The organism is Acidiferrobacter sp., assembly GCF_054609335.1.
In genome coordinates this window covers 16,156-35,871 of record NZ_JBTRWP010000015.1, presented here as the reverse complement: position 1 = coordinate 35,871, position 19,716 = coordinate 16,156, and the positions used below count along the sequence as shown (strand labels likewise).

The 19,716-nt window shown below is 59.0% G+C and carries 16 protein-coding genes; 12 read left to right on the top strand and 4 right to left on the bottom strand.

Annotated elements, in window-relative coordinates; translation table 11 throughout:
- Positions 1 to 38 precede the first annotated feature (38 nt).
- Both ACYCTF_RS05725 and ACYCTF_RS05720 read right to left on the bottom strand, forming a co-directional pair.
- A complete protein-coding gene (locus ACYCTF_RS05725; RefSeq protein ID WP_461284625.1) occupies positions 39 to 764 on the bottom strand; it encodes a hypothetical protein in 726 nt (241 codons plus the stop codon).
- An 84-nt stretch (positions 765 to 848) separates the two neighbouring features.
- Positions 849 to 1,187: a hypothetical protein gene (locus ACYCTF_RS05720; RefSeq protein ID WP_461284624.1), complete on the bottom strand. Its 339-nt coding sequence runs from the start codon at positions 1,185 to 1,187 to the stop codon at positions 849 to 851.
- 433 nt (positions 1,188 to 1,620) lie between these two features.
- On the opposite strand from ACYCTF_RS05720, the gene mobF reads away from it, so the two are divergent.
- The 8 genes from mobF (at position 1,621) to ACYCTF_RS05680 (ending at position 12,667) form a co-directional block, all read left to right on the top strand.
- Positions 1,621 to 4,458 carry a MobF family relaxase gene (gene mobF, locus ACYCTF_RS05715; protein ID WP_461284623.1) on the top strand — a complete coding sequence of 946 codons (2,838 nt, stop codon included), beginning with the start codon at positions 1,621 to 1,623 and terminating at the stop codon, positions 4,456 to 4,458.
- A 297-nt stretch (positions 4,459 to 4,755) separates the two neighbouring features.
- Positions 4,756 to 4,983, top strand: a complete 228-nt coding sequence (locus tag ACYCTF_RS05710) for a hypothetical protein (RefSeq protein WP_461284622.1) — start codon at positions 4,756 to 4,758, stop codon at positions 4,981 to 4,983.
- Positions 4,984 to 4,994: 11 nt separating this feature from the next.
- Complete coding sequence (locus tag ACYCTF_RS05705; protein WP_461284621.1) at positions 4,995 to 6,953, top strand: type IV secretion system DNA-binding domain-containing protein; 1,959 nt, start codon at positions 4,995 to 4,997, stop codon at positions 6,951 to 6,953.
- A 375-nt stretch (positions 6,954 to 7,328) separates the two neighbouring features.
- The gene (locus ACYCTF_RS05700) at positions 7,329 to 7,835 is read left to right on the top strand and encodes a hypothetical protein (RefSeq protein WP_461284620.1); all 507 of its coding nucleotides are present in this window, start codon (positions 7,329 to 7,331) and stop codon (positions 7,833 to 7,835) included.
- 350 nt (positions 7,836 to 8,185) lie between these two features.
- Positions 8,186 to 9,136, top strand: coding sequence for an ArdC family protein (locus ACYCTF_RS05695; RefSeq protein WP_461284619.1), 951 nt, complete (start codon positions 8,186 to 8,188; stop codon positions 9,134 to 9,136).
- Positions 9,137 to 9,191: 55 nt separating this feature from the next.
- Positions 9,192 to 9,656 carry an outer membrane lipoprotein gene (locus ACYCTF_RS05690; protein ID WP_461284618.1) on the top strand — a complete coding sequence of 155 codons (465 nt, stop codon included), beginning with the start codon at positions 9,192 to 9,194 and terminating at the stop codon, positions 9,654 to 9,656.
- A 985-nt stretch (positions 9,657 to 10,641) separates the two neighbouring features.
- Positions 10,642 to 10,956, top strand: coding sequence for a hypothetical protein (locus tag ACYCTF_RS05685; RefSeq protein WP_461284617.1), 315 nt, complete (start codon positions 10,642 to 10,644; stop codon positions 10,954 to 10,956).
- Between the two features lie 961 nt (positions 10,957 to 11,917).
- On the top strand, positions 11,918 to 12,667 hold the full coding sequence (locus tag ACYCTF_RS05680; protein ID WP_461284616.1) for a GIY-YIG nuclease family protein: 750 nt from the start codon (positions 11,918 to 11,920) through the stop codon (positions 12,665 to 12,667).
- A gap of 433 nt (positions 12,668 to 13,100) precedes the next feature.
- On the opposite strand, the gene ACYCTF_RS05675 is transcribed toward ACYCTF_RS05680, so the two are convergent.
- Together ACYCTF_RS05675 and ACYCTF_RS05670 are read right to left on the bottom strand one after the other, a co-directional pair.
- Entirely contained in the window at positions 13,101 to 13,631 is a 531-nt protein-coding gene (locus ACYCTF_RS05675) for a hypothetical protein (protein ID WP_461284615.1), read from the bottom strand.
- 20 nt (positions 13,632 to 13,651) lie between these two features.
- Positions 13,652 to 14,572, bottom strand: coding sequence for a restriction endonuclease (locus ACYCTF_RS05670; protein ID WP_461284614.1), 921 nt, complete (start codon positions 14,570 to 14,572; stop codon positions 13,652 to 13,654).
- 25 nt (positions 14,573 to 14,597) lie between these two features.
- Between ACYCTF_RS05670 and ACYCTF_RS05665 the strand changes: the two genes are divergently transcribed.
- From ACYCTF_RS05665 to ACYCTF_RS05650, 4 genes are all read left to right on the top strand, one after another.
- The gene (locus ACYCTF_RS05665; protein ID WP_461284613.1) at positions 14,598 to 14,768 is read left to right on the top strand and encodes a hypothetical protein; all 171 of its coding nucleotides are present in this window, start codon (positions 14,598 to 14,600) and stop codon (positions 14,766 to 14,768) included.
- A gap of 251 nt (positions 14,769 to 15,019) precedes the next feature.
- Positions 15,020 to 15,376: a restriction endonuclease gene (locus tag ACYCTF_RS05660; RefSeq protein WP_461284612.1), complete on the top strand. Its 357-nt coding sequence runs from the start codon at positions 15,020 to 15,022 to the stop codon at positions 15,374 to 15,376.
- Positions 15,377 to 15,406: 30 nt separating this feature from the next.
- Positions 15,407 to 18,943: a helicase-related protein gene (locus ACYCTF_RS05655; protein WP_461284611.1), complete on the top strand. Its 3,537-nt coding sequence runs from the start codon at positions 15,407 to 15,409 to the stop codon at positions 18,941 to 18,943.
- Between the two features lie 151 nt (positions 18,944 to 19,094).
- Positions 19,095 to 19,715, top strand: a complete 621-nt coding sequence (locus tag ACYCTF_RS05650) for an NYN domain-containing protein (protein WP_461284610.1) — start codon at positions 19,095 to 19,097, stop codon at positions 19,713 to 19,715.
- Position 19,716: the final 1 nt, after the last annotated feature.

Genomic DNA, 19,716 nt, shown 5'->3' with positions numbered 1-19,716 from the left:
ATGGGCCATGCGGCCCGCAATGCGCCCCGGCCTTGGGGTTAAACGACTGAGGCGATCGCCGCATGGGCGAGTGCCAGCCAGCGCCGGAACAAGGCCCGCTCGGTGATCGTGAGTGCGGTTTTATCCTCACCCAGGACCGAGAACGCGCCCGGTGCCGCCAGGATCTTGTCGCGCAGATCGTCGGGACGCAGGGCGGGAATGGCGGCCTCTTTGCCACCCGCGCTCATAAAGTCCGTCCGGCTGGGTGACTTGCTCCAATCAAACTGCGCGGCGATCCCTAAGAAAAGCGGAAAGAGCACCGAGCGGCGGGCCGGATCGACAACGGACAGGAGTCCCCGATCCAGCGATTTCAGGAGCGCGTCGGTGCTCGTGCGGTGCGGCCCGATACTAAATGTCACGACCAGTTCATACCCGATAGCGCTGACGATCTCAGACAGGACTGGGGCCAGTTCGTCAATCGTGTCGCCGGCGCCGGCGGGCATATTGACCACGATGTGCTGGCCGGCGGCGGCCGCGGCTTCCAGGACATTACCCAACCTGTTAAAACTGGTCTCGGCGTCGCCGGCGCGGTTTAAATTAACCAGCGTCACGGGCACCGACCCGCGAAAACGCAAGGCAAGGTCTGGGATCCCGGCATCGCCCTCAATCAACAAGACGGGGGCACCCGTTGCGAGAAAGTGGTCGAGCGCTAAGGCCGCGGCCATAGACTTACCGGTGCCGCCCTTGTCGCCATGGGAGATCAGAAGTTTGAGGTTTTCGGTCATGTTGGTTTCCTCTCAAAGGGGCCGGACGATCCGGCCCGTTGGCTATAGCGGCGGGGGCGGAAATTACCTATCCCCGAAGGGGACCTATTGGTCGAACTCGGCCCGGATCCGGTCGAGTTCTGACATCTGAGCCGTGGCCACGGGGCGTTGCCCCGGTGGAGGGGGTAGGGGTGGCGCCGTTTTTGTCGACGGCGCTGTGGCTCGTGGTGCGGGCTTGGTGGCGGTTGATGGGGGCTCCGGCAAAGGCTTTTGCTCCGCGGTGTAGCGGCAGTGCTTCACCGCCCATTGCAGGCGCCGCGCCTTGACCTGAAACACGTGGCCAATATCCGCCCACGTGAGCCCCGCCGTGCGGGCTTTGGCAATGGCCTCAAGATAGGGTGCGACGCGCGCGGTCAGCCGTGTGGCCTGGTCATGGATAGTCATGTTGTGGTCCTCTGTTGTGACGCCGTTACATGCTTAGCGGCACGCGCGGAAATGGCCCCAATAGGAACTCGGCTCGGTACCAACTTTCGCCACCCTCTCTCAACTTTGCCTGAACTCCGTCGCAACTGTGCCCTAAGAACGTCCCATTAGCGCCCTAACTCGTTCCGGTTCCGTCAGTGTGGGTACCGTATTGGTACGGTGTTGATACCGTATTCAGACAAAGATGGGTATGACGCCCACCGCTTCGCGATGGGCTGAATGATCACACAACCGCACCAGCCTTCGGCTTGTGCCCCTCGCTGCGCTCAGGGGACCGGCTTCGCCGCCGGTTGCGTGACTCATCCCTCCTATCGACCCCCTGAAGACCACGGCCGCGAGCACTCGCAATTTCCGCCGATGTAGCAGGTAGCAACAGACACAGCGAGTCGGAGCCATGATCAGCAAACCCAAACATCTGAAAGTTCGTAAAGGCCAGTCCACGGGGGCGGCTGCGGGCCACATTGCCCAGTATTGTGAGCACACGCGCGAGGCGGAGGGCGCCGCCGGTTACTACACGGGGGGTACGCAAACCGCCCCGTCCATGTGGCTTGGTGAGGGCGCTAAGCGCCTCGGACTGACGGGGGAGGTCAAACACGGCGACCTGATCGCCGTCCTGCAAGGAAAGCTTCCCAACGGGACGGACCTTTCGAAACGAGGCGGGCGTGAGGCGGATCGGCGCATGGGGACTGACCTCACATTGAGCGCGCCTAAGTCTTTCTCGATTCTGGCGCTTTGTAGTGGTGACGCGCGACTGCAAGGTTTGTGGGCAGAGGCCACCAAGGTGGCCGCAGGTGTGATGGAAAAAGATGCCATCACCGCCCGCATGGGTCATGGGGGCACGCAAGTGGAACATACCGGCACAATGGTGTGTGCGGCCTTCGAACACCAGGACGCCCGCACCGTGGACGGGCAGGCGGATATGGACCTGCACTCCCATATGATCGTCATGAATGTGACGCAACGATCAGACGGGCAATGGGTGGCGCGCGACCTCGATTTTGGTCAGCGCAATGTGATCCGGATGACCGCCGATTACGCCGCCAAGGCCTATTTGGCCGATCGCCTGCAGGCCCTGGGATATGACATTCGGCAGACAGAAGATGGTTTTGAAGTGGCCGGCATCACTCAGGAACAACTCGATGCGTTCTCCCGCCGCCGCGACCAGGTAGATGCCCGGCTGGCCACGCAGGGACTAACGCGGGACGGCAGCACCGCCGCCCAGCGGGATGCGGCCAATCTAGCAACGCGCGGCCGTAAAACCCAGTTAAGCCAAGAGGACCAGCGCTGGGAGTGGCGCTCGCGCCTGCGCGAGGCGGGTATCGATCTGGATAACATCGTATCTCGGGCCAAAGGGCGCGGTCCCATCGAATCCGTCGATCTCACCACCGAGGCCGTGAAGTCCGCCGTCCGCCACCTAGGCGAACGGGAGTCGGTCTTCTCCAAACACCAAACCCGTCTCGAAGCCCTACGCGCGGGTATGGGGGGTGCGACTCTCGATAAGATCGATAGGGCATTGGCCGATGAAGTCGCGGGTCTGATTGATGTAGGCGGCGGCAAGGTCACGACGGGCGAGGCGCTCTATCGAGAGCAGGAGATTCTCGCGCGGGTCCGCACAGGTCGCGACCAGGCCGCCGCGCTCATGTCACCAGAGGAAGCGCTATTTTTTATAGAGGCGCGAGAGGCCACGCAAAGTTTTCCTTTGAGTGCCGGGCAGCGTGAGGCCTTACGTCTTGGCCTGATATCCCAAGACACCGTGACCGGCATCGTAGGCGCCGCCGGTGCTGGTAAAACCACATCGATGGCGGGGTATGTCGAGGCCGCCAAAGAACGGGGCTATGAGGTCGTCGGCATCGCCCCGAGCGCCGCGGCCTCCCATGAACTGACATCAGCTGGCGCCGACGACACCCGGACCTTGGCGAGTCTCCTGGCATCCCAGCCATCAGAAGGCCCGCGCATCTATATCCTGGACGAAGCGGGCATGGTCTCAGGCCGCGACATGGATGCTTTGCTCCGGCGCATCGATTCCGAAAACGCCCGCCTGCTCCTCGTTGGCGACCCGCGCCAGCTTTCCGCCGTGGAGGCCGGTAGTCCCTTTCAACACATGCTGGAAACCAACGCCATACAGCATGCCGTCATCGATGAGATCCAACGGCAACGCGATCCGGCCTTGCGGGAGATTGCGCAGGCCTTCGCGCGTGGAGACGCGGACCGCGCAACGGAACTGGCCCGCCCGTATATGCACGAGGTCGAGATTCCCAAAACAGGTAACAAGCCGACAACCCAAGACAAGCGCGCCGCGATTGCGGCCACAACGGCCGCGGATTATCTGTCTCGGGATGCGATCACGCGCAACGCGACTTTGGTTGTGAGCGGCACCAACGACCTACGGCGCCAAATCAACGAAAAGATCCGAGAGGGACTGAAAGACCAAGGCGTGGTCTCCCGGGAATCCGTCACAGTGACCGCCCTGGACAAATTCGGACTCACGCGCGAACAGCAAGCGCGAGCCGAATCGTACCGGCCTGGCATGGTGGTCCGGCTCGAAGAAGGCCGTGGGCGTGCACGCCAAACCATCGAGTACACAGTACGGGGAGTGACGGGGAATATCGTCACTGTGGTGCATAGCGAGGGCCAGTCGCGTGAATGGAACCCATCCAAAGAAAAGCCAGTCGGCGTCTATCAGCCCCGTGACATGGCAATGTCACCGGGTGACAAAATTATTTTTCGCGAAAATCAACAGGGGGTGGAGCGCATTCGAAACGGAGAAACGGCCTCCATCGACCGGATTGACGACGGAAAGCCGGTCGCCCGTTTCGAATCAGGCAAGGAAATCACGCTCGACCCATCTAAGGGCCAGACCGTTGACTATGCCTGGTGCCGGACTATCCATGCTGCCCAGGGGGCGTCCGTCGATCACGTCATCATCGCCGGCGAGGCCTCGCGGGTCGCTACCGCACAAACGGCCTACGTGGCCGCATCGCGTGAGCGCGATACGCTCACGATCTACACGGACCATTCAGCCGCCCTCGAAAAACACTGGTCCCGGCTCGCGGAGCGCGAGCACGCTCTGTCCGCCACAAAAGATCGTTCAGCCCCCAACCTCGACTCACTGAAAGAACGGCGCGCCGAAGCGGCCAAGGATGTCGGTCGCCATGGTGATTTATCAAAAGCACGTGAGCCGGAGCGTGTCGAGCTACGGCATGTGCGCCAGGAGCAAGAGATCGAGCGATGAAGTTTGGGAAAAGCCCAAAACAACCCCGCAGGGCGATTTCCGCAGGCGGAGCTATAGGCAAGCGCGGTATTTCGCCGCCCCTTTAAGAGAAAACTTAAGGAGTGTTTATGTTAGGAAAAAGAGAAAGGCGGCGCACAGAACCCCGGTCCTACCCTAATACGGTGAGTTGGCAGGACCGCAGACGGCAATGGTCCGCGGTCGCAGGGGTAGACGGGTCTGCAATCGGACCGGTCTGCGGAGACGCACGTAAACCCAATTTCCGCGCGTGCCGCCATGAGTAGCACAAAGGAGCTTTTTATGAGCGATATTTCAGTAGCGATTTTTGCAGCGTCCTACGACGCCGCCCTTCACGACCACCACCGTCGGGGCGACCTGGCGCAGGAGATCATGCGCAGAGCGCACTGGCTGCGTGACCCACGCGACCTGCAAGCCCTCACGGACATGTCAGCCCTGTCTGGTGGGCTGTTGTTTGGACACGAGCATTTGGAGCGGCTTCGTGAGAAGTGGCACACACAACAGCAATAGGAGTCTTTTATATGAACGACCCAAATCGCTATGGTTCAAGACTTGAGCTGACCGTCACCGCCGCCGTTTTGGGCGTACTGGCCGGTTGGGTCGGCGCGGTGCAGTCGATTCTTTATATATATGATGGTCGGACGGCGCCCATCTTGGGTCTCTGGCGCCTCATCATGGCCTATGGGCCCCTGCTACACCCGTGGGGCTGGAAGGGGTACATTCCCCCCATCGCAGCAGGACTGGTCGCACTGGCCGCCGGAGCGGCCGCATGGAAGCTCCTAACGGTGGCCCCGGAGCGCCATATCCGTGGTTATATTTTGCACCGCTCTCCCAGACCGATCGCACGCGCGCTACACCCTGGCAAAGGCGAGGCGCACGGCATCCTTGTTCACCCACAGATCCAGATCGTGCAAAGACAAGAAACCTATCACTTCATGGTCGTGGGGGGGACGGGTGCCGGTAAGACAACGATCCTCTGGCCTTGGATTCAGCAAGCGATCAACCGGAAAGACTTGGTTTTGATTTTCGACAGTAAGGGGGACTTTACCCAAAAGGTCCCCGGGCCGTTCACTCTATTGTCGCCGACTGACGCGCGATCAAGTCGCTGGATAATTGGCCGCGACATTCGCACAAAACTCGAAGCGCACGCCTTGGCTGTGACTCTCATTCAAGAACCGCCGGGGGGGTCTAAGTCGGACCCGTTCTGGATCCAAGGGAGCCGCGCGATCGTGTCCGGGCTTATCGTTGATCTTCAGACGCGGTTCGGGGAGCAGTGGGGGCTGGATCATCTGGCTTACGAATGCGCGGCAGCGCTCTCCGACTTTGACAGACTGAAGGCCGTCATCCTTCGGGAGGCGCCGATCTGTATAACGCTACTCGGTGGTGAAGACGCCGAGGCGCCAAACCGTACGGCCCTCGCGTTTCTCTCTCAAATCATTACAAGTTTCACGCATATCATTCATCTCGGTGTCAGCGCACACGACCTGAAAGCCAATCCTGGCTGGAGCGTCCGCGGGTGGCTAGCAGGCAAGACGCCAGCAACGGTCGTAATCGGTTTTCGGGGCGAGCAATCGGAACAGATGAGCCAATGTTTCGCGGCCTCAATCATCGAACGGGTAGTGAGGCAGTGCGGGGGATTCCCCGATGCGGCGCCCGAGCAGAGACGGATATGGCTATGTGTCGATGAGGCGCCGGTAGCAGGTCACATTCCCTCAATCACCACAGCCCTAACAACGCTTCGCAGTAAGGGCGTGCGCGTGATACTCGGATTCCAGAGTTTGGCTGGGGTTCGGGAAAAGTATAGCCAGGACACCGCTCAAATCTGGGAGGGTCAGTGTGACATCAAGATCATCGGCAAGCTTGGGTCGGTCGAGGATCGGGAATGGGGCTCACGGTTCTTGGGCGATAGGGAAGTGGAACGTTACCAGCACCAACTGTCCCAAGAAAGTCACAGTGACGCCGGGGGGCAGCATTCCGGGTCGTGGCAGCGCGTTCGCGAACCCGTCCTTCTTCCATCGGCTTTTGGGCAGGAGTTGGGCATGCAAAAAGATTCGCGGGGTCGGTTGAAAGGCCCCCGAGCCCTCTTGCTAGCGGCAGGTGAGGCGGCCGTTCTAGACTGGCCTCTCAACCCACTCGGAGGCCTGCGCGAGCCCGTCGTCGACGCGCGCTGGATTCAGTCCGGCTATAAGCCCCCAGTGTGGGGTAAGACCCCTCCCGAGGTCGCGACGCCATTGCTTCCCAGAACCGGGGAGCAAAAAACGGAGGCACCGAAAAAGGAGCCAACGCAAGATCGCCGAACCGTCACTCCCGCGACGGCCACACCACTACCAGGCGCCGCCATGGCCACCGAAATCCTGGGAATGGCAACGGGCGCGGCCTCGATACCAGCCGTGGGACCGCAGGGGCTTGCGGTCACAACCACAATCACGACGGAGCGTGGACAGGATGAACAGGAACAACGTGATGATGAAAGGGAGTGAGACTCAATAACGCCCCGCCAAGGGAGTCGGCTGGCCCCCACACGGGGGCTTTTTACCGCTCTAATATCGGTGACGCGCCATAGAGTTAACCGTTGTTTTTATGTAACGCGTCACCGTTAATATCCTCTTACGCTCCGAGTTGTTTTAACGCTCACATAGCATCCCGGCGTCCGCGATGGTTCTCATTCGCCTCCGTGGTCCTGTAAGCCCCACCCGTCGCCCGGTGCCGCTTGCGCTCGCGACTCCCTTACAGGTCCAGCGCCAACGATACCCCTGTTGTCACGGTCCCCGCCGGTCGTAGCCCGCTCGCTGACGCGGCCTTCAGTGAGGGCGACGGTTGACGCAAGACGCAGGACCACAAACAGGAGACTCATCATGAATACGAACAATCGCAAACAGACGCCAGACCACACAAGCCAAACCGAGGGTTCGGGTCTCAACAATCCGCAGGGGGGTAAGGAAATCAGTTTAGTGCAGGCAACAGCGGGCCTTGGCGTACTGAATCCTTTCGTTAGTAAGAGCCAAATGCGGGCGATATGGGACCTTTGCCGCGCCGGTGAAGAAAAGGCATATTTCAAGCAGAAAGTTATGGACCTTGCGCGGCTTATCAAGAGCATGCCCAAGATGTACGACCAGGACGGATCGGGCATGGAAGCCGTCGCATACCTCCACTACTTTACCGCCGGTTTCGACTGGTACGTCACAGAGAAGGACATGACAGGCGACGGTACGTCGCAGGCCTTCGGGCTCGCAGTCGTTTTCGAGTGCGAGCTTGGTTACATCAGCATCCGCGAGATTGTGGCGAACGGCGCCGAACTTGACTTGTACTTTACGCCCGCGCCTTTGTCCAGGCTGGTAGACGGTCGGACAGTCCGGATCTAACCATTGATGGCCCCGAAAGGGGCCCCCTTGTTCAGTTACGCGCCCGGGCGCCGATCTCAATAGCGAGATCGGCGCTAAAGCCCGACAAGCTCACCCTAATGCCCTTATTGTAGTACCCCCTTGTTTTTAGCCTTAAGCCCGGCGTCCGCGATGGTTCTCATTCGCCTCCGTGGTCCTGTAAGCCCCACCCGTCGCCCGGTGCCGCTTGCGCTCGCGACTCCCTTACAGGTCCAGCGCCAACGATACCCCTGTTGTCACGGTCCCCGCCGGTCGTAGCCCGCTCGCTGACGCGGCCTTCAGTGAGGGCGACGGTTGACGCAAGACGCAGGACCACAAACAGGAGACTCATCATGAATACGAACAATCGCAAACAGACGCCAGACCACACAAGCCAAACCGAGGGTTCGGGTCTCAACAATCCGCAGGGGGGCAAGATGGACATTCACCAGCAGATCACCGACCAGATTTTACAGGCCATGGAACAAGCCCGCGCGACAGGTCGCCGTCTTTGGGACAGTCAGCAGAGCCTTCCCTTAAACTTCGCCACGGGGAAGCCCTACCAGGGTATCAATGTCCTTATCTTATGGTCAGCAGGCCTTAACCACGGTTACACCTCCCCTTACTGGCTCACCTACAAACAGGCAACCGACAAGGGCGGCCAGGCCAAGAAGGGCGAGCATGGCACGCATTGCGTATTTTATAAGCCATGGGAATCGCAGGACACCAATGCCACCACGGGCGAGACCGAGACCACCAAAGGCGCGATCCTCAAATCCTTTACCGCCTTTAACCTGGACCAGATCGACGGCATAGAAGCACCAGCCAGAGAAGAACGCCCGGCCTTTATCGCCATCGAGCAAGCCGAGCGCATCATGGCCGCGAGCCCGGCACCTATTAAAATAGGCGGAACGCAGGCTTTTTACCGGCCCGCAACGGATACCATCCACCTACCAGCCCGCGAGGCCTTCATTAACCCCGAGGCCTTCTATAGTGTTGCGCTTCACGAAATGACGCACAGCACCGGCCACAAGAGCCGCCTAGACCGTGACTTTTCGGGACGCTTCGGAACTGAGGCTTATGCATTCGAGGAACTGATCGCGGATCTCGGAAGCGCTTTTTTAGGTGCAGATATCGGCATATTGAACACGACTTTATCCGACCACGCCGACTATTTGGCGAACTGGATCAAGATTCTCAAAAACGACAAGAAGGCCATCTTAACGGCCGCCGCGCAAGCCTCCAAGGCCCATGGCTTCATTAAGGGATTGATTGCCGGCCAGGAGCAAGAGGCAGCCGCCTAACCACCGAGGCCCCGGCCAAAACCGGGGCACTCATTCAACCAGGAGTCTTATAGCAATGAAGAAACTAACGATATTAGGCATGGTAATAGTGACCGTTGCGGCCTTAACCGGGTGTGCGATGCCGCCGCTCAACGCCAACACTTACCGGGCGAGCGAAAGCATGCAACCGAGGACCGTGGCTTTTGGCACAGTCCTAGCGGTTCGCGCCATTCAGATCCGGGCAGGCGCGCAGGACGGGACCACGGGCGCGGCCGCGGGAGGCTTAGGTGGCGCAGGTGTCGGAGCCGCGCTAGGCAACACTCGCGGTGCTGTGATCGGAGGCGTATTGGGCGCCGTCACCGGGGCTTTCGTAGGAAGCCAACAAACCCAGTCGGGGGAAATGGTGACCATTCAAGCCGCTAACGGATATACGTTTGCTCTACCTCAGCCAATGGCAAAAGGCGAGCATCCATTTTTCGTGAACGAGAAGGTGGAGATCATCCAAGGCCAGCGCCGCGATCGCGTTGTGCCGTTTAACTAACTTGATGATGATGAAAAGAAGACTGCTCGTAATACGAGCAGTCTTGTACAACAAGGACTTAGCGCGAAACCGCGCACCGATCTCGGTATTGAGATCGGTGCTAAAGGATCGGAAGGCGCCCGGCTATAGAAACCAGGTGCATAAACCAATAAAAAAATCCAAAGCTAGATAGGGTTGGTTTCACCGGCACACTAGAGCCACCCGATCGGCGTCGGGCGCAATACAACTGCCTGTCATAGTGTACTCCTGCGGTGACGCGCCGACGTAGCCTTCGCCGTTAGCGTTAGCTCTCTTTGTGCGCTCTCGCTCTCTCCTCGTGAACCTATCATAGGCCCCTTTACAATGCGCATAGGCCACCCTAGCCCTATTACAGGCCCGCTGCGCCGCTGCGTGGGATTCCTGCGCCTGTGGCTGCGCTGGTATTGGTGCTGGTATTGTAGATTGATTCTCGGACTGAGTAACCATACCACGGAGCTGCGTAGAACCTTGAGAGGGCGTGTCTGAAAAGCTATTACCGGTGCGGTAAATGGCGCCATGTACCATGCCTACTGCCGCAAGTAGAGATAGAGTAATGGCAATTTTTCTTGGATTTATCTTCCGCATGTAACGCCTTGCTCCCCAAGCTTTTATAGAAGGCTTTCAATTATACCGATAAGTTGGATAGACCTTTATTGCTGTATCGGTATCCGGGTGAGCTTACCCCAAAGGTCGGATGGCGCCAAGGCCGACCGCAAAAGCGGGCCGCGCCGCCTTTTTTACCAAGCATCCGCGCTCACTTGTGTGGGTACTGCGGGGCGTTCTGACAGTTCACGTCTAATCATAAACAAGCGGCCAGCCAGGGAAAGGCCGCTGGGGTAGGGGGCCTATGGACCCACTGGGGCACTTGTTTGCCGTTATGGTCTTTAAGGCTCTTTACGTCACCCGTTGACAATACTACAGGCATTCACAATACTGTTACCCGTTGACACAACAAAGGAGACAGGACATGGCTCGGAAGAAACCCCCAAAGCCCGGCCGGCCACGCCTCTATAAGACGGCGTCGGACCGCCAAGCCGCTTACCGAGCCCGCGCGATGCGCGGGGAGGGTGGGATCGCGGCAAAGACAGACGACCCCGGCCAAGGGGCGCGCCGCCTCGACCTGTTTTTACCAACGACCGCGTGCTTGGCTCTGCGGCGCTTAGCGAGGCGCAAAGGACGAAGCCAAGCGCAGATCGTCGCGGACTTGCTCTTGAAGGCCGATGAGCGTGTAGCCGCGCGCATGAGCGAAGATGACCGCGAAGACTACTATATCAACGGATAGCGTGGGAATTCCCCGCCCGCCAATACCTTCAGAAACTCACGGGAGGCATCGTTATGGCCTTACTTTATAGACTCTGGCAGTCCGATCTCATCGTCGGCGCCAATGTTGCCACTGGGGCATGAGCCGGGCCCAGGTCCTGGGTACACTCCTAGAGAGTGTGGAGGCGCGCGTGACGAAAAATGATGCAGACAAGGCGCGGGATTATTACATCACCGGGTGACGTTATAGCGAAGCACCGCACAGAGATCATGAAATCCGCGGGAGTGGCTTCCATGTATCGGGCTATTCCATCCGGCTCTAGACGGCGACCCGCCGTGGCCTGATCTTGACGGATTGACCGGGGGGAGTAGAAACACAGCTACCAGGAAGAGGCGGATATCCGGTGGTCGCCATCGGGCCAAATGAGTGGTCGGTGTTCCAAGAAGTCGCTCTCCTAAGGAAAAAGAGGAGCGACATGCTGCATCCAAGATGAGGAGTGGTCCCTCGGCTTCGGCGATGAGGCGCTGATGCCAAACCACCCAGGGCTGCCGACATTAAGAGTGCCGGTGGTAAGCGTCTAGGGAAAAGGCAGAGGGACCTAGTCAGGTGAGGGTACGTGAGACGAAGCCAGTGAACCCTTGGTGAAGTGTCGAGAATTGTACGCGATGTTAAAACCAGGGTCTCGACAACATCCTGGGATCAGTCCGTAGGCAACCTATTGTGGGACGGGCGGCATCCGGCATAAAGGGGGCGTGACACGAATGACTGGTGCCGTGAGCATGACGATCCTGAATATATTTTCAGATTGGTGCAGCCGGTGGTGCGGGTGAGTGGGGAGACGCAGAACATTGTGAGTGGACTCCCTTAAATAGGTCGACAGAATTGATGCGCCTCTCCTGTTCTGTCACAGACCGGAGACTGGAAGCGGGCACAAATTCGCGCTAATCTACATAGCCTCACTCATTAGGCTCCACTCAATACTATGAATCGCCTGCTCGAGATTGGGTTCGAACCCGCCGGTCACTGGCTCCGCGTCGAGGGAAAGCTCAAACTTGATCTCACGCGGCATTCCACGCAGACAAACATTCTTTACGCTTTCGTTTGTGATGCAGAGGTCATGTACGTCGGGAAGACGATCCAATCGCTCGCAACACGAATGTCTGGATATAGGACTCCTGGAAAGACACAGACCACAAACATCAATAACAACCGTCGAATACTAGATGTGCTCGCGCGCGGAGCGGACATCGAAATCTTCGCTCTACCAGACAACGGCCTCCTGCACTACGGAAAATTCCATCTCAACCTTGCCGCAGCACTGGAAGACGACATCATTCGGAAGCTTGACCCGCCATGGAACGGCGGAAAGCCAGAGAAAATTCCTGATGCTGAGATGGAATCTCTGGAGTCTGTTGCGGAGTCGCCTCTGACCTTCGTGGAAACGTTCCACTTCATTCTGCAGCAGACGTACTTCCGCTCAGGATTCTTCAGCGTAGGAGTCTCCTCCCAGAAACGCATAGGATCCGACGGTGAAACGATAGAACTGTTTCTCGGAAGCGCTCAGCAACCTGTCCTGGGCACAATTAATCGTCGAGCGAATGGAACACCAAGGGTGATGGGCGGCACAGCCCTGCGGGACTGGTTTCATAAGCACGCACATGCGATGGATCGTATTGGTGTGCAAGTCCTCTCTCCAACATCCATACGCCTCTCTGCAGGTGGCGGTTGCTAACCCTTTCGTCGAACAGGCGTACCCCGGCAAGCAGAGGGGTCTGCCGCTCATGTCAAACAGGAAAAACTTCACTGAAGAGGAAGTGATTCAGTGGGGTGTATAATTGCGTGGGGACTCACCATGTTTGTGACTGGCTGCGCCAGTTGCTGACGGAGGTTTGATCTTGCCCTGGTAGAGGGTATGACGGGCGGCCAGCCCGATACCGGGCCATCAGCGCAACGCCGAGGCGGCCCGGTATCGGGCGCGTAAGAAGATGGAGAAAGAAGCACGGCGAGATCCGCGCCAGCCGTTACGGTCGGCGATCATTGATGTGTCGGCGTTGCTGGTGTGGAGAAGAGGGTAGGCAATTGACATTCGGCCTTGGGCCGCGCCCCATTGCCACCTAACCCTGGCCAACGCAACTTTTACAGCACAACATGGGAATCTCTTTAAATTACGTGCCCATAGTTCTGCGTAGTGCTTGGACCGCTAGCGCAGCACCCTCGCCCGGACCTGTGTTGATTAGTCCCGGAACGCGCATGTTTTTGAGCAACGCGGTCTTTGCGACATTGATTAGTCCCGAGTTTCGGCGGAGCGCTTGGCCAATCAAGAGTTCCTCAAGCAACGTGATGTCCTTTTGTGGATGCTGACTCGGGTTCGCAAAGGATCCCCCGGGGGTGCGTTTTGCAAGGAGGATCAAGGAAGCTGTACCGTAATGATCGGCCTGATTGTCGGCCTCTAAGTATGCGGCTTTCTTGGTAGGTGACAGGCATTCATTTCTAAAGGTTTGAGCAGACGCGAGACCAACATACCATGGCTTGGTACCGATCCGAAAAACATAACACCCACATGCCGTTGACAGGCCTTCCATCGCATCAGAAACACCACTCCAGAAGCGTTTCCTGAATGGGGCAGAAAAGTCAAGATATCCCTGACCGTTACGTCGAAGTACAAACGGGCCGTAAACCTTATACTGGTATGGCATTTACTCCTCCTCGTTCAGTTTTATTCAAAAAACTCCTCATCCGCGGCCTTGCTGTAAAAGGTCTCCTGGATCCGGCAGCCGACGTTGTGCTGGATCATGAGGCGCGTAAGTTTGTCGCCATCGATCAGCACGAGGCGTTTGCTCAAATGTTCGGCAGTATCCCGGGCAGAAGGTGAAAACCGGGACGTGGTCACAAAGAGCCCTTTACTAGCCTTAACGCGATCTAGGCTCCCAAAAAAGTCCCGAATAGCCCCGGACCCTACTGGATTGTCTTCCCCATAGCGTTTGGCCTGCACATAAATACGGTCCAGCCCCAAAGGGTCCTGGTCAATGACACCATCGATGCCGTTATCCCCACTTTTGCCAACTAAGGCCTTATCGACATCCGTTACTGAGCCCCCATAGCCCATGGCAATCAAAAGACTGATGATCAGTTTCTCAAAAAAAGCCGGTGTTCCCGTACGGATGCGCTGGAGAAGCTCTGCGGCTAGGGCCGCCTCCAGTTCGTCATGTGTCGCCCGCAGGATCTCATCAGGGGTAAGCGTCGCGTGCGCCAGGATTGGCGGTGGTTGCAGGCCGCCATTATCCACCGGGTCGTGGTCCCGTGTTCGGAAAGCGCGGAACGACGCAAATTGCATGAGCGTGTCGTTATCGATTCGGGGTGGATGGGTAGTCAGCAACTGTCGTCCTTCATCGGTGAGGCGGATAAATCCTCGCCTGGGAGTGGCTAGGAGCCCCGCTTTGCTCAAATAGGTCCGCGCCCAACTAACACGATTGGCAAAAATGGTCTGACGCCCGGAGGGAAGGAGCTGGGTGCGCTCGGCCTCCGAGAGCTGATAGGTCTGCGCTAGGCGCTCGATAGCGTCCGAGATTTTGGTCTCTTGGTCGGACGCGGCTTGCAAAAGCGGGAGCATCACATCTTGGTAGGTAGGCAGCGCCATGGCTTGGGCCTTGTAGGGTCTTGTTATGACGGCATTGTGGCGGGAATTACAGAACGGCGCAAATCAAGCGCGGGCGTTTTCCGGGTTCGACAGAGACGCCGCGCGCGATGTGTCGGTGAGTATCACCGTTATGCGGGGGATCGTCTATGAGAGCGAAGAACCCGATACCGTTCACTGTTTCCAAAAGGCCGCCTAGTCACTGAAGGACGATCTGCTAGGTCCTGCGTATTACTTGGCCTGCGGGCTTGTGCGGCTGGCCGAAAGCTTTTCTCAGGCAGTCCGTGCCCAAGATGAGCGCCTGCTTATGGAATCGCCCGCCAAGCCAGCGGTGGCTCCCGATTCATAACAGCAAGACGGCGGTTGGGTATTTTCACCCAAACCGCGCTAAGATGCCCATATAACACGGACCCGGACCACCGGGCGATTCGGCCACCCGAGATCTCTATCATGACCACGATCCACACTATCCTGGACGATCTCGCCCGTACCGCCACGGATGCCCGCGACAAGAGCGACAAGCTTGGACGGCTGATGGCCACCTACCTGTGTACCTATCCCGTTTACGCGGATCAGTACAGTAACGTGTGGCTATGGGCCGATTGGCCCGGACGCGACGGCCGGCCGGACGCCGGGATCGATCTGGTGGCCCAGGAACGCGAGGGCGGAGTCTGCACCACCCAGGGCAAGCTCCACGATTTGCCCCACACCCTCTACAGGCGACAAGCACGAGATATCCCGCGTGGATACCGCCGGAACAACGTGCGTCTCAGCGATCCATTGCCTTACTACCGGCGCACGGTCTGATGAGCCAGGATTTTAGAACAATAGGGCCGCATGCTGAAACTTGAGCAGATCGAGAAAAACGCCGTCATTACGGGTATCGACCCGGGTCACGTTGTGCGGGTCGTCACGACAGAGCTAGCCGGCGACAACGCCCTCACGGTTTACTACAAGACGCCCGATGGCCGGGTCCTGGAACGTATGCTGTTCCGGACCGACGAGGCCCAACTGTCGCTGGCCGAGGTGGGTAGGCCGTGGGCCTTCGATGCGCCGGGCGAGGCCTTCAAGCTCGCGGCCGAGGCGTATCGGATCCATCTGGCCCACCTGTTCGACCCGATGATGGCCGTCCACACCTCGAATGTGGAGCCGCTCCCGCATCAGATTACCGCGGTCTACGAGTCGATGTTGCCGCGCCAGCCGCTGCGCTATGTGCTGGCCGACGACCCGGGCGCGGGAAAGACCATCATGGCCGGTCTCTTGATCCGGGAGCTCTTGATGCGTGCGGACGCCCAGCGCGTGCTGATTGTGGCCCCGGGAAGCTTGGTCGAACAGTGGCAGGACGAAATGTTCGAGAAGTTCGGCCTGTCCTTCACATTATTTTCCCGCGAGCAGGTCGAACAATCGCGGAGCGGCAATCCCTTTGATGACATCGATCTTATGGTGGCGCGCGTTGACCAGTTATCCCGCAGCGAAGACCTTCAGGAAAAGCTGCGCCTCTCGCACTGGGATCTCATCGTCGTTGACGAAGCTCATAAGCTCTCGGCCAGTTACTTCGGCAATAAAGTCAATAAAACGAAGCGCTTCCAGTTGGGCGAGTTGCTGGGGTCCATCACCCGTCATTTTCTCTTAATGACAGCGACCCCGCATAACGGCAAGGAGGAGGACTTTCAGCTGTTCATGTCCTTACTGGACTCCGATCGCTTTTATGGCAAGTCGCGCGATGGGGCACACAAGGTCGATGTGAGCGACCTGATGCGGCGGATGGTCAAGGAAGACCTGCTGAAATTCGACGGGACGCGGCTCTTCCCCGATCGGCGAGCCCGCACTGTCAATTATAAGCTCTCGGACCCTGAGGCCGCGCTGTATGCCGCCGTCACAGAGTACGTGAAGGAGGAAATGAACCGCGCGGATCAACTGCAGGATGGGGGCCGCCGGGGCGCGGTGGGCTTTGCGCTCACTGTTCTGCAGCGTAGGCTCGCCTCCAGCCCCGAAGCCATCTACCAGTCACTCAAGCGCCGTCGCAACAAACTCACCCGTCGGGTCGAGGAAGAGAAGTTGCGCCAGCGCGGTCAGTCGCTGGCCGAGACCGTGAATCCGAGCACCGCAAATAATGCCCCGGAAGATATCTGGGAATCCGCCGACGCCCTTTCGTCGGAGGACTACGAGAATTTCGAAGAGGCTGTGGTCGATCAGGCCACGGCCGCGCAGACCATTCAGGAGCTTGAGGCCGAGATCCTCATTCTCGAAGGGCTGGAGGAGCAAGCCCGACAGGTGGTGCACTCCGGGCAAGATCGCAAGTGGGAAGAGTTGTCCCGATTGCTGCAAAACACGCCCGAGATGCGTGATGCTGAGGGCCGCCAGCGCAAGCTCATTCTCTTTACCGAGCACCGCGATACGCTGAACTATCTGGCCGTCAAGATTCGCGGCCTGATCGGTCATGAAGAGGCCGTGACGATGATTCACGGTGGCATCAAGCGCGAAGAACGACGCAAGGTGCAGGAGTTGTTTCGTAACGACCCGGCCACGCGCGTGCTGCTCGCGACCGACGCCGCAGGTGAGGGCGTGAACCTACAAAACGCGAATCTCATGGTCAATTACGATCTCCCCTGGAATCCCAACCGCTTGGAGCAGCGCTTCGGTCGTATCCACCGCATCGGTCAGACCGAGGTCTGCCATCTCTGGAACCTGGTGGCGGCCGGGACCCGTGAGGGCGATGTCTTTCAGCGCCTGCTCGAGAAGCTGGAAATCGAGCGCCAAGCGCTGGGCGGTCGTGTGTTCGACATTTTGGGCGAGGTGTTTGAGGATAAGAGCCTCAAAGACCTCCTGATAGAGGCCATCCGCTATGGCGCCGATCCCGAGGTGCTCGCCCGCCTCCAACGCAAGGTGGAGGGCGCTTTGGATACCGCGCACCTCGAAACCATCATCCAGCGCAACGCCCTCTGTGAAGAGGTGATGGACGAGCACCGGCTTTTCGCGGTCAAGGAGGAAATGGAAAAGGCCGAGGCCCGCAAGCTCCAGCCCTATTTTATCCGCTCCTTTTTCCATCAGGCCTTCCAGCAGCTCGGCGGCGAATTGCGCCCCCGTGAGCCAGGCCGCTACGAGATCACCCACGTCCCGGCCAATATCCGCGAACGGGATCGGCAGATCACGGGGCGGGATCGCCGGCACGCGAACCCCGTTTTGCGTCGCTATGAGCGAGTATGCTTTGAGAAGCAGTACGTGCGTCTCACCGACCGCGTGGGGGCTGTGATGGCGAGCCTCATCCACCCGGCTCATCCGCTGATGCAATCCGTCATCGATCTCGTGCTGGAACAGCATCGCCCCACGCTTAAACAGGGCACGGTGCTGGTCGACCCCACGGACACGGGCCTTACGGTTAAGGCGCTATTCATTATCGATCACTCCGTCAAGGAGGGGGCGGATTCCACCCCTGTCGTGTCCCGTCGCATGCAGTTTGTTGAGATCGACCCGCAAGGCCGGGCGATCAACGCAGGGTGGGCCCCCCACCTTGATCTGGAACCGATCAGCGACGCAGATAGGGGGCTTATCGCAGACATCCTGGCGGCCCCGTGGATCACGCAGAATCTCGAGCAGCAGGCCTTGGCTTACGCCTCCACGCATCTCGTGCCCGAGCATTTCGATGAGGTGCGTGCCCGGCGCGAGAAGAGCGTGGATAAGACCCTGGCCGCAGTCCACGAACGGCTGGTGAAAGAGATCAATTACTGGTCGGATCGCTATATCAAGTTTCAGGACGACATCGCGGCGGGTAAGGATGTGCGTCTTACCTTAGAAAATGTCCGTCGCATGATTGATGATCTGACGGTGCGTTTGGCGTCGCGCGAAAAAGAACTTCTCGCCATGCGTCATGTGATTTCGGCCACACCCGTGGTGGTCGGGGGAGCGCTGGTGATTCCGGCCGGGTTGCTCGCCCAGCGCCAGGGGCAGCCGGGGTGGACGGCGGATGCCGAGGCTCGGGCGCGCGTGGAGCAGGTCGCCATGATGGCCGTTATGGAGACCGAGCGGGCCCTGGGGCATGATGTCATCGATGTCTCGGCGCAAAAATGCGGATGGGACGTGACGAGTCTGCCGAAGGCGCAGGAGGGCGGATTGCCGCCCGCGCGTCATATCGAAGTGAAGGGCCGTGCCAAGGGCAGCCGCACGGTGACCGTCACCCGCAACGAAATCCTCTATGGGTTGAACCAGCAGGACAAGTTCATCCTGGCGATCGTTTTGGTGGATGGGGATCGGCATGAAGGGCCGTTCTATGTGAGGAAGCCTTTTGGGCAGGAGCCGGATTGGGCGGTCACGAGCATCAATCTCGATCTGGACCAGTTGCTGGCAAAGGCCGTCGCCGGAGTGGGGTCGCTATGATGCGCTGGAAGCACCCCACAAAGAAACGCCTCCACGAGGGAGGCGTCGGGCCGGAGATGCGATCGCCGGCGGGGTTGACAAGCCACATTGTCATGACAATGACCACCCGTGTCAAGGTATGGGCTGGCCTCTGCGAGACCGGAGGCCCGGGATGAGCCGTGTCATGGTCTATATTGATGGTTTCAACCTGTACTTTGGGCTACGCAGCAAAGGCTGGCGCAAATACTACTGGCTGGATCTGGTGGCGTTGGGGCAAGCCTTGTTGAAGCCGGGGCAAACGCTGCAAGGTGTGCACTATTTCACATCGCGCATCCGCGCCAACGGCCGCAACCTGGCCGACAGGCAACGTCAGACCACATATCTTGAAGCCCTCAGCACGTTGCCGAGGCTGCAGGCGTACTTCGGCCACTACCTCGAAAAGCCTCGGCAGTGCCGGCAGTGTGGCGCAGAGTGGATGGACTATGAGGAGAAGATGACCGATGTGAATATTGCCGTCCAGCTCTTGACGGATGCTTTCGACGACCGATTCGATACCGCGCTGCTCATCTCTGGCGACAGCGACCTGACCACGCCCGTGCGCACACTGCGCATGAAGTTCCTGGCCAAGCGGCTTATCGTGGTATTCCCTCCCGGCCGACAATCTTTCGAACTCAAAAAAACGGCCCACGCCACCTTTACCATAGGAGAGGCGAATTTGCGTCAGTCGCAGTTACCGCCCGCGGTGTCTCGCGCGGATGGTTTTATTCTCCAGCGCCCTGCTCACTGGCAATAAG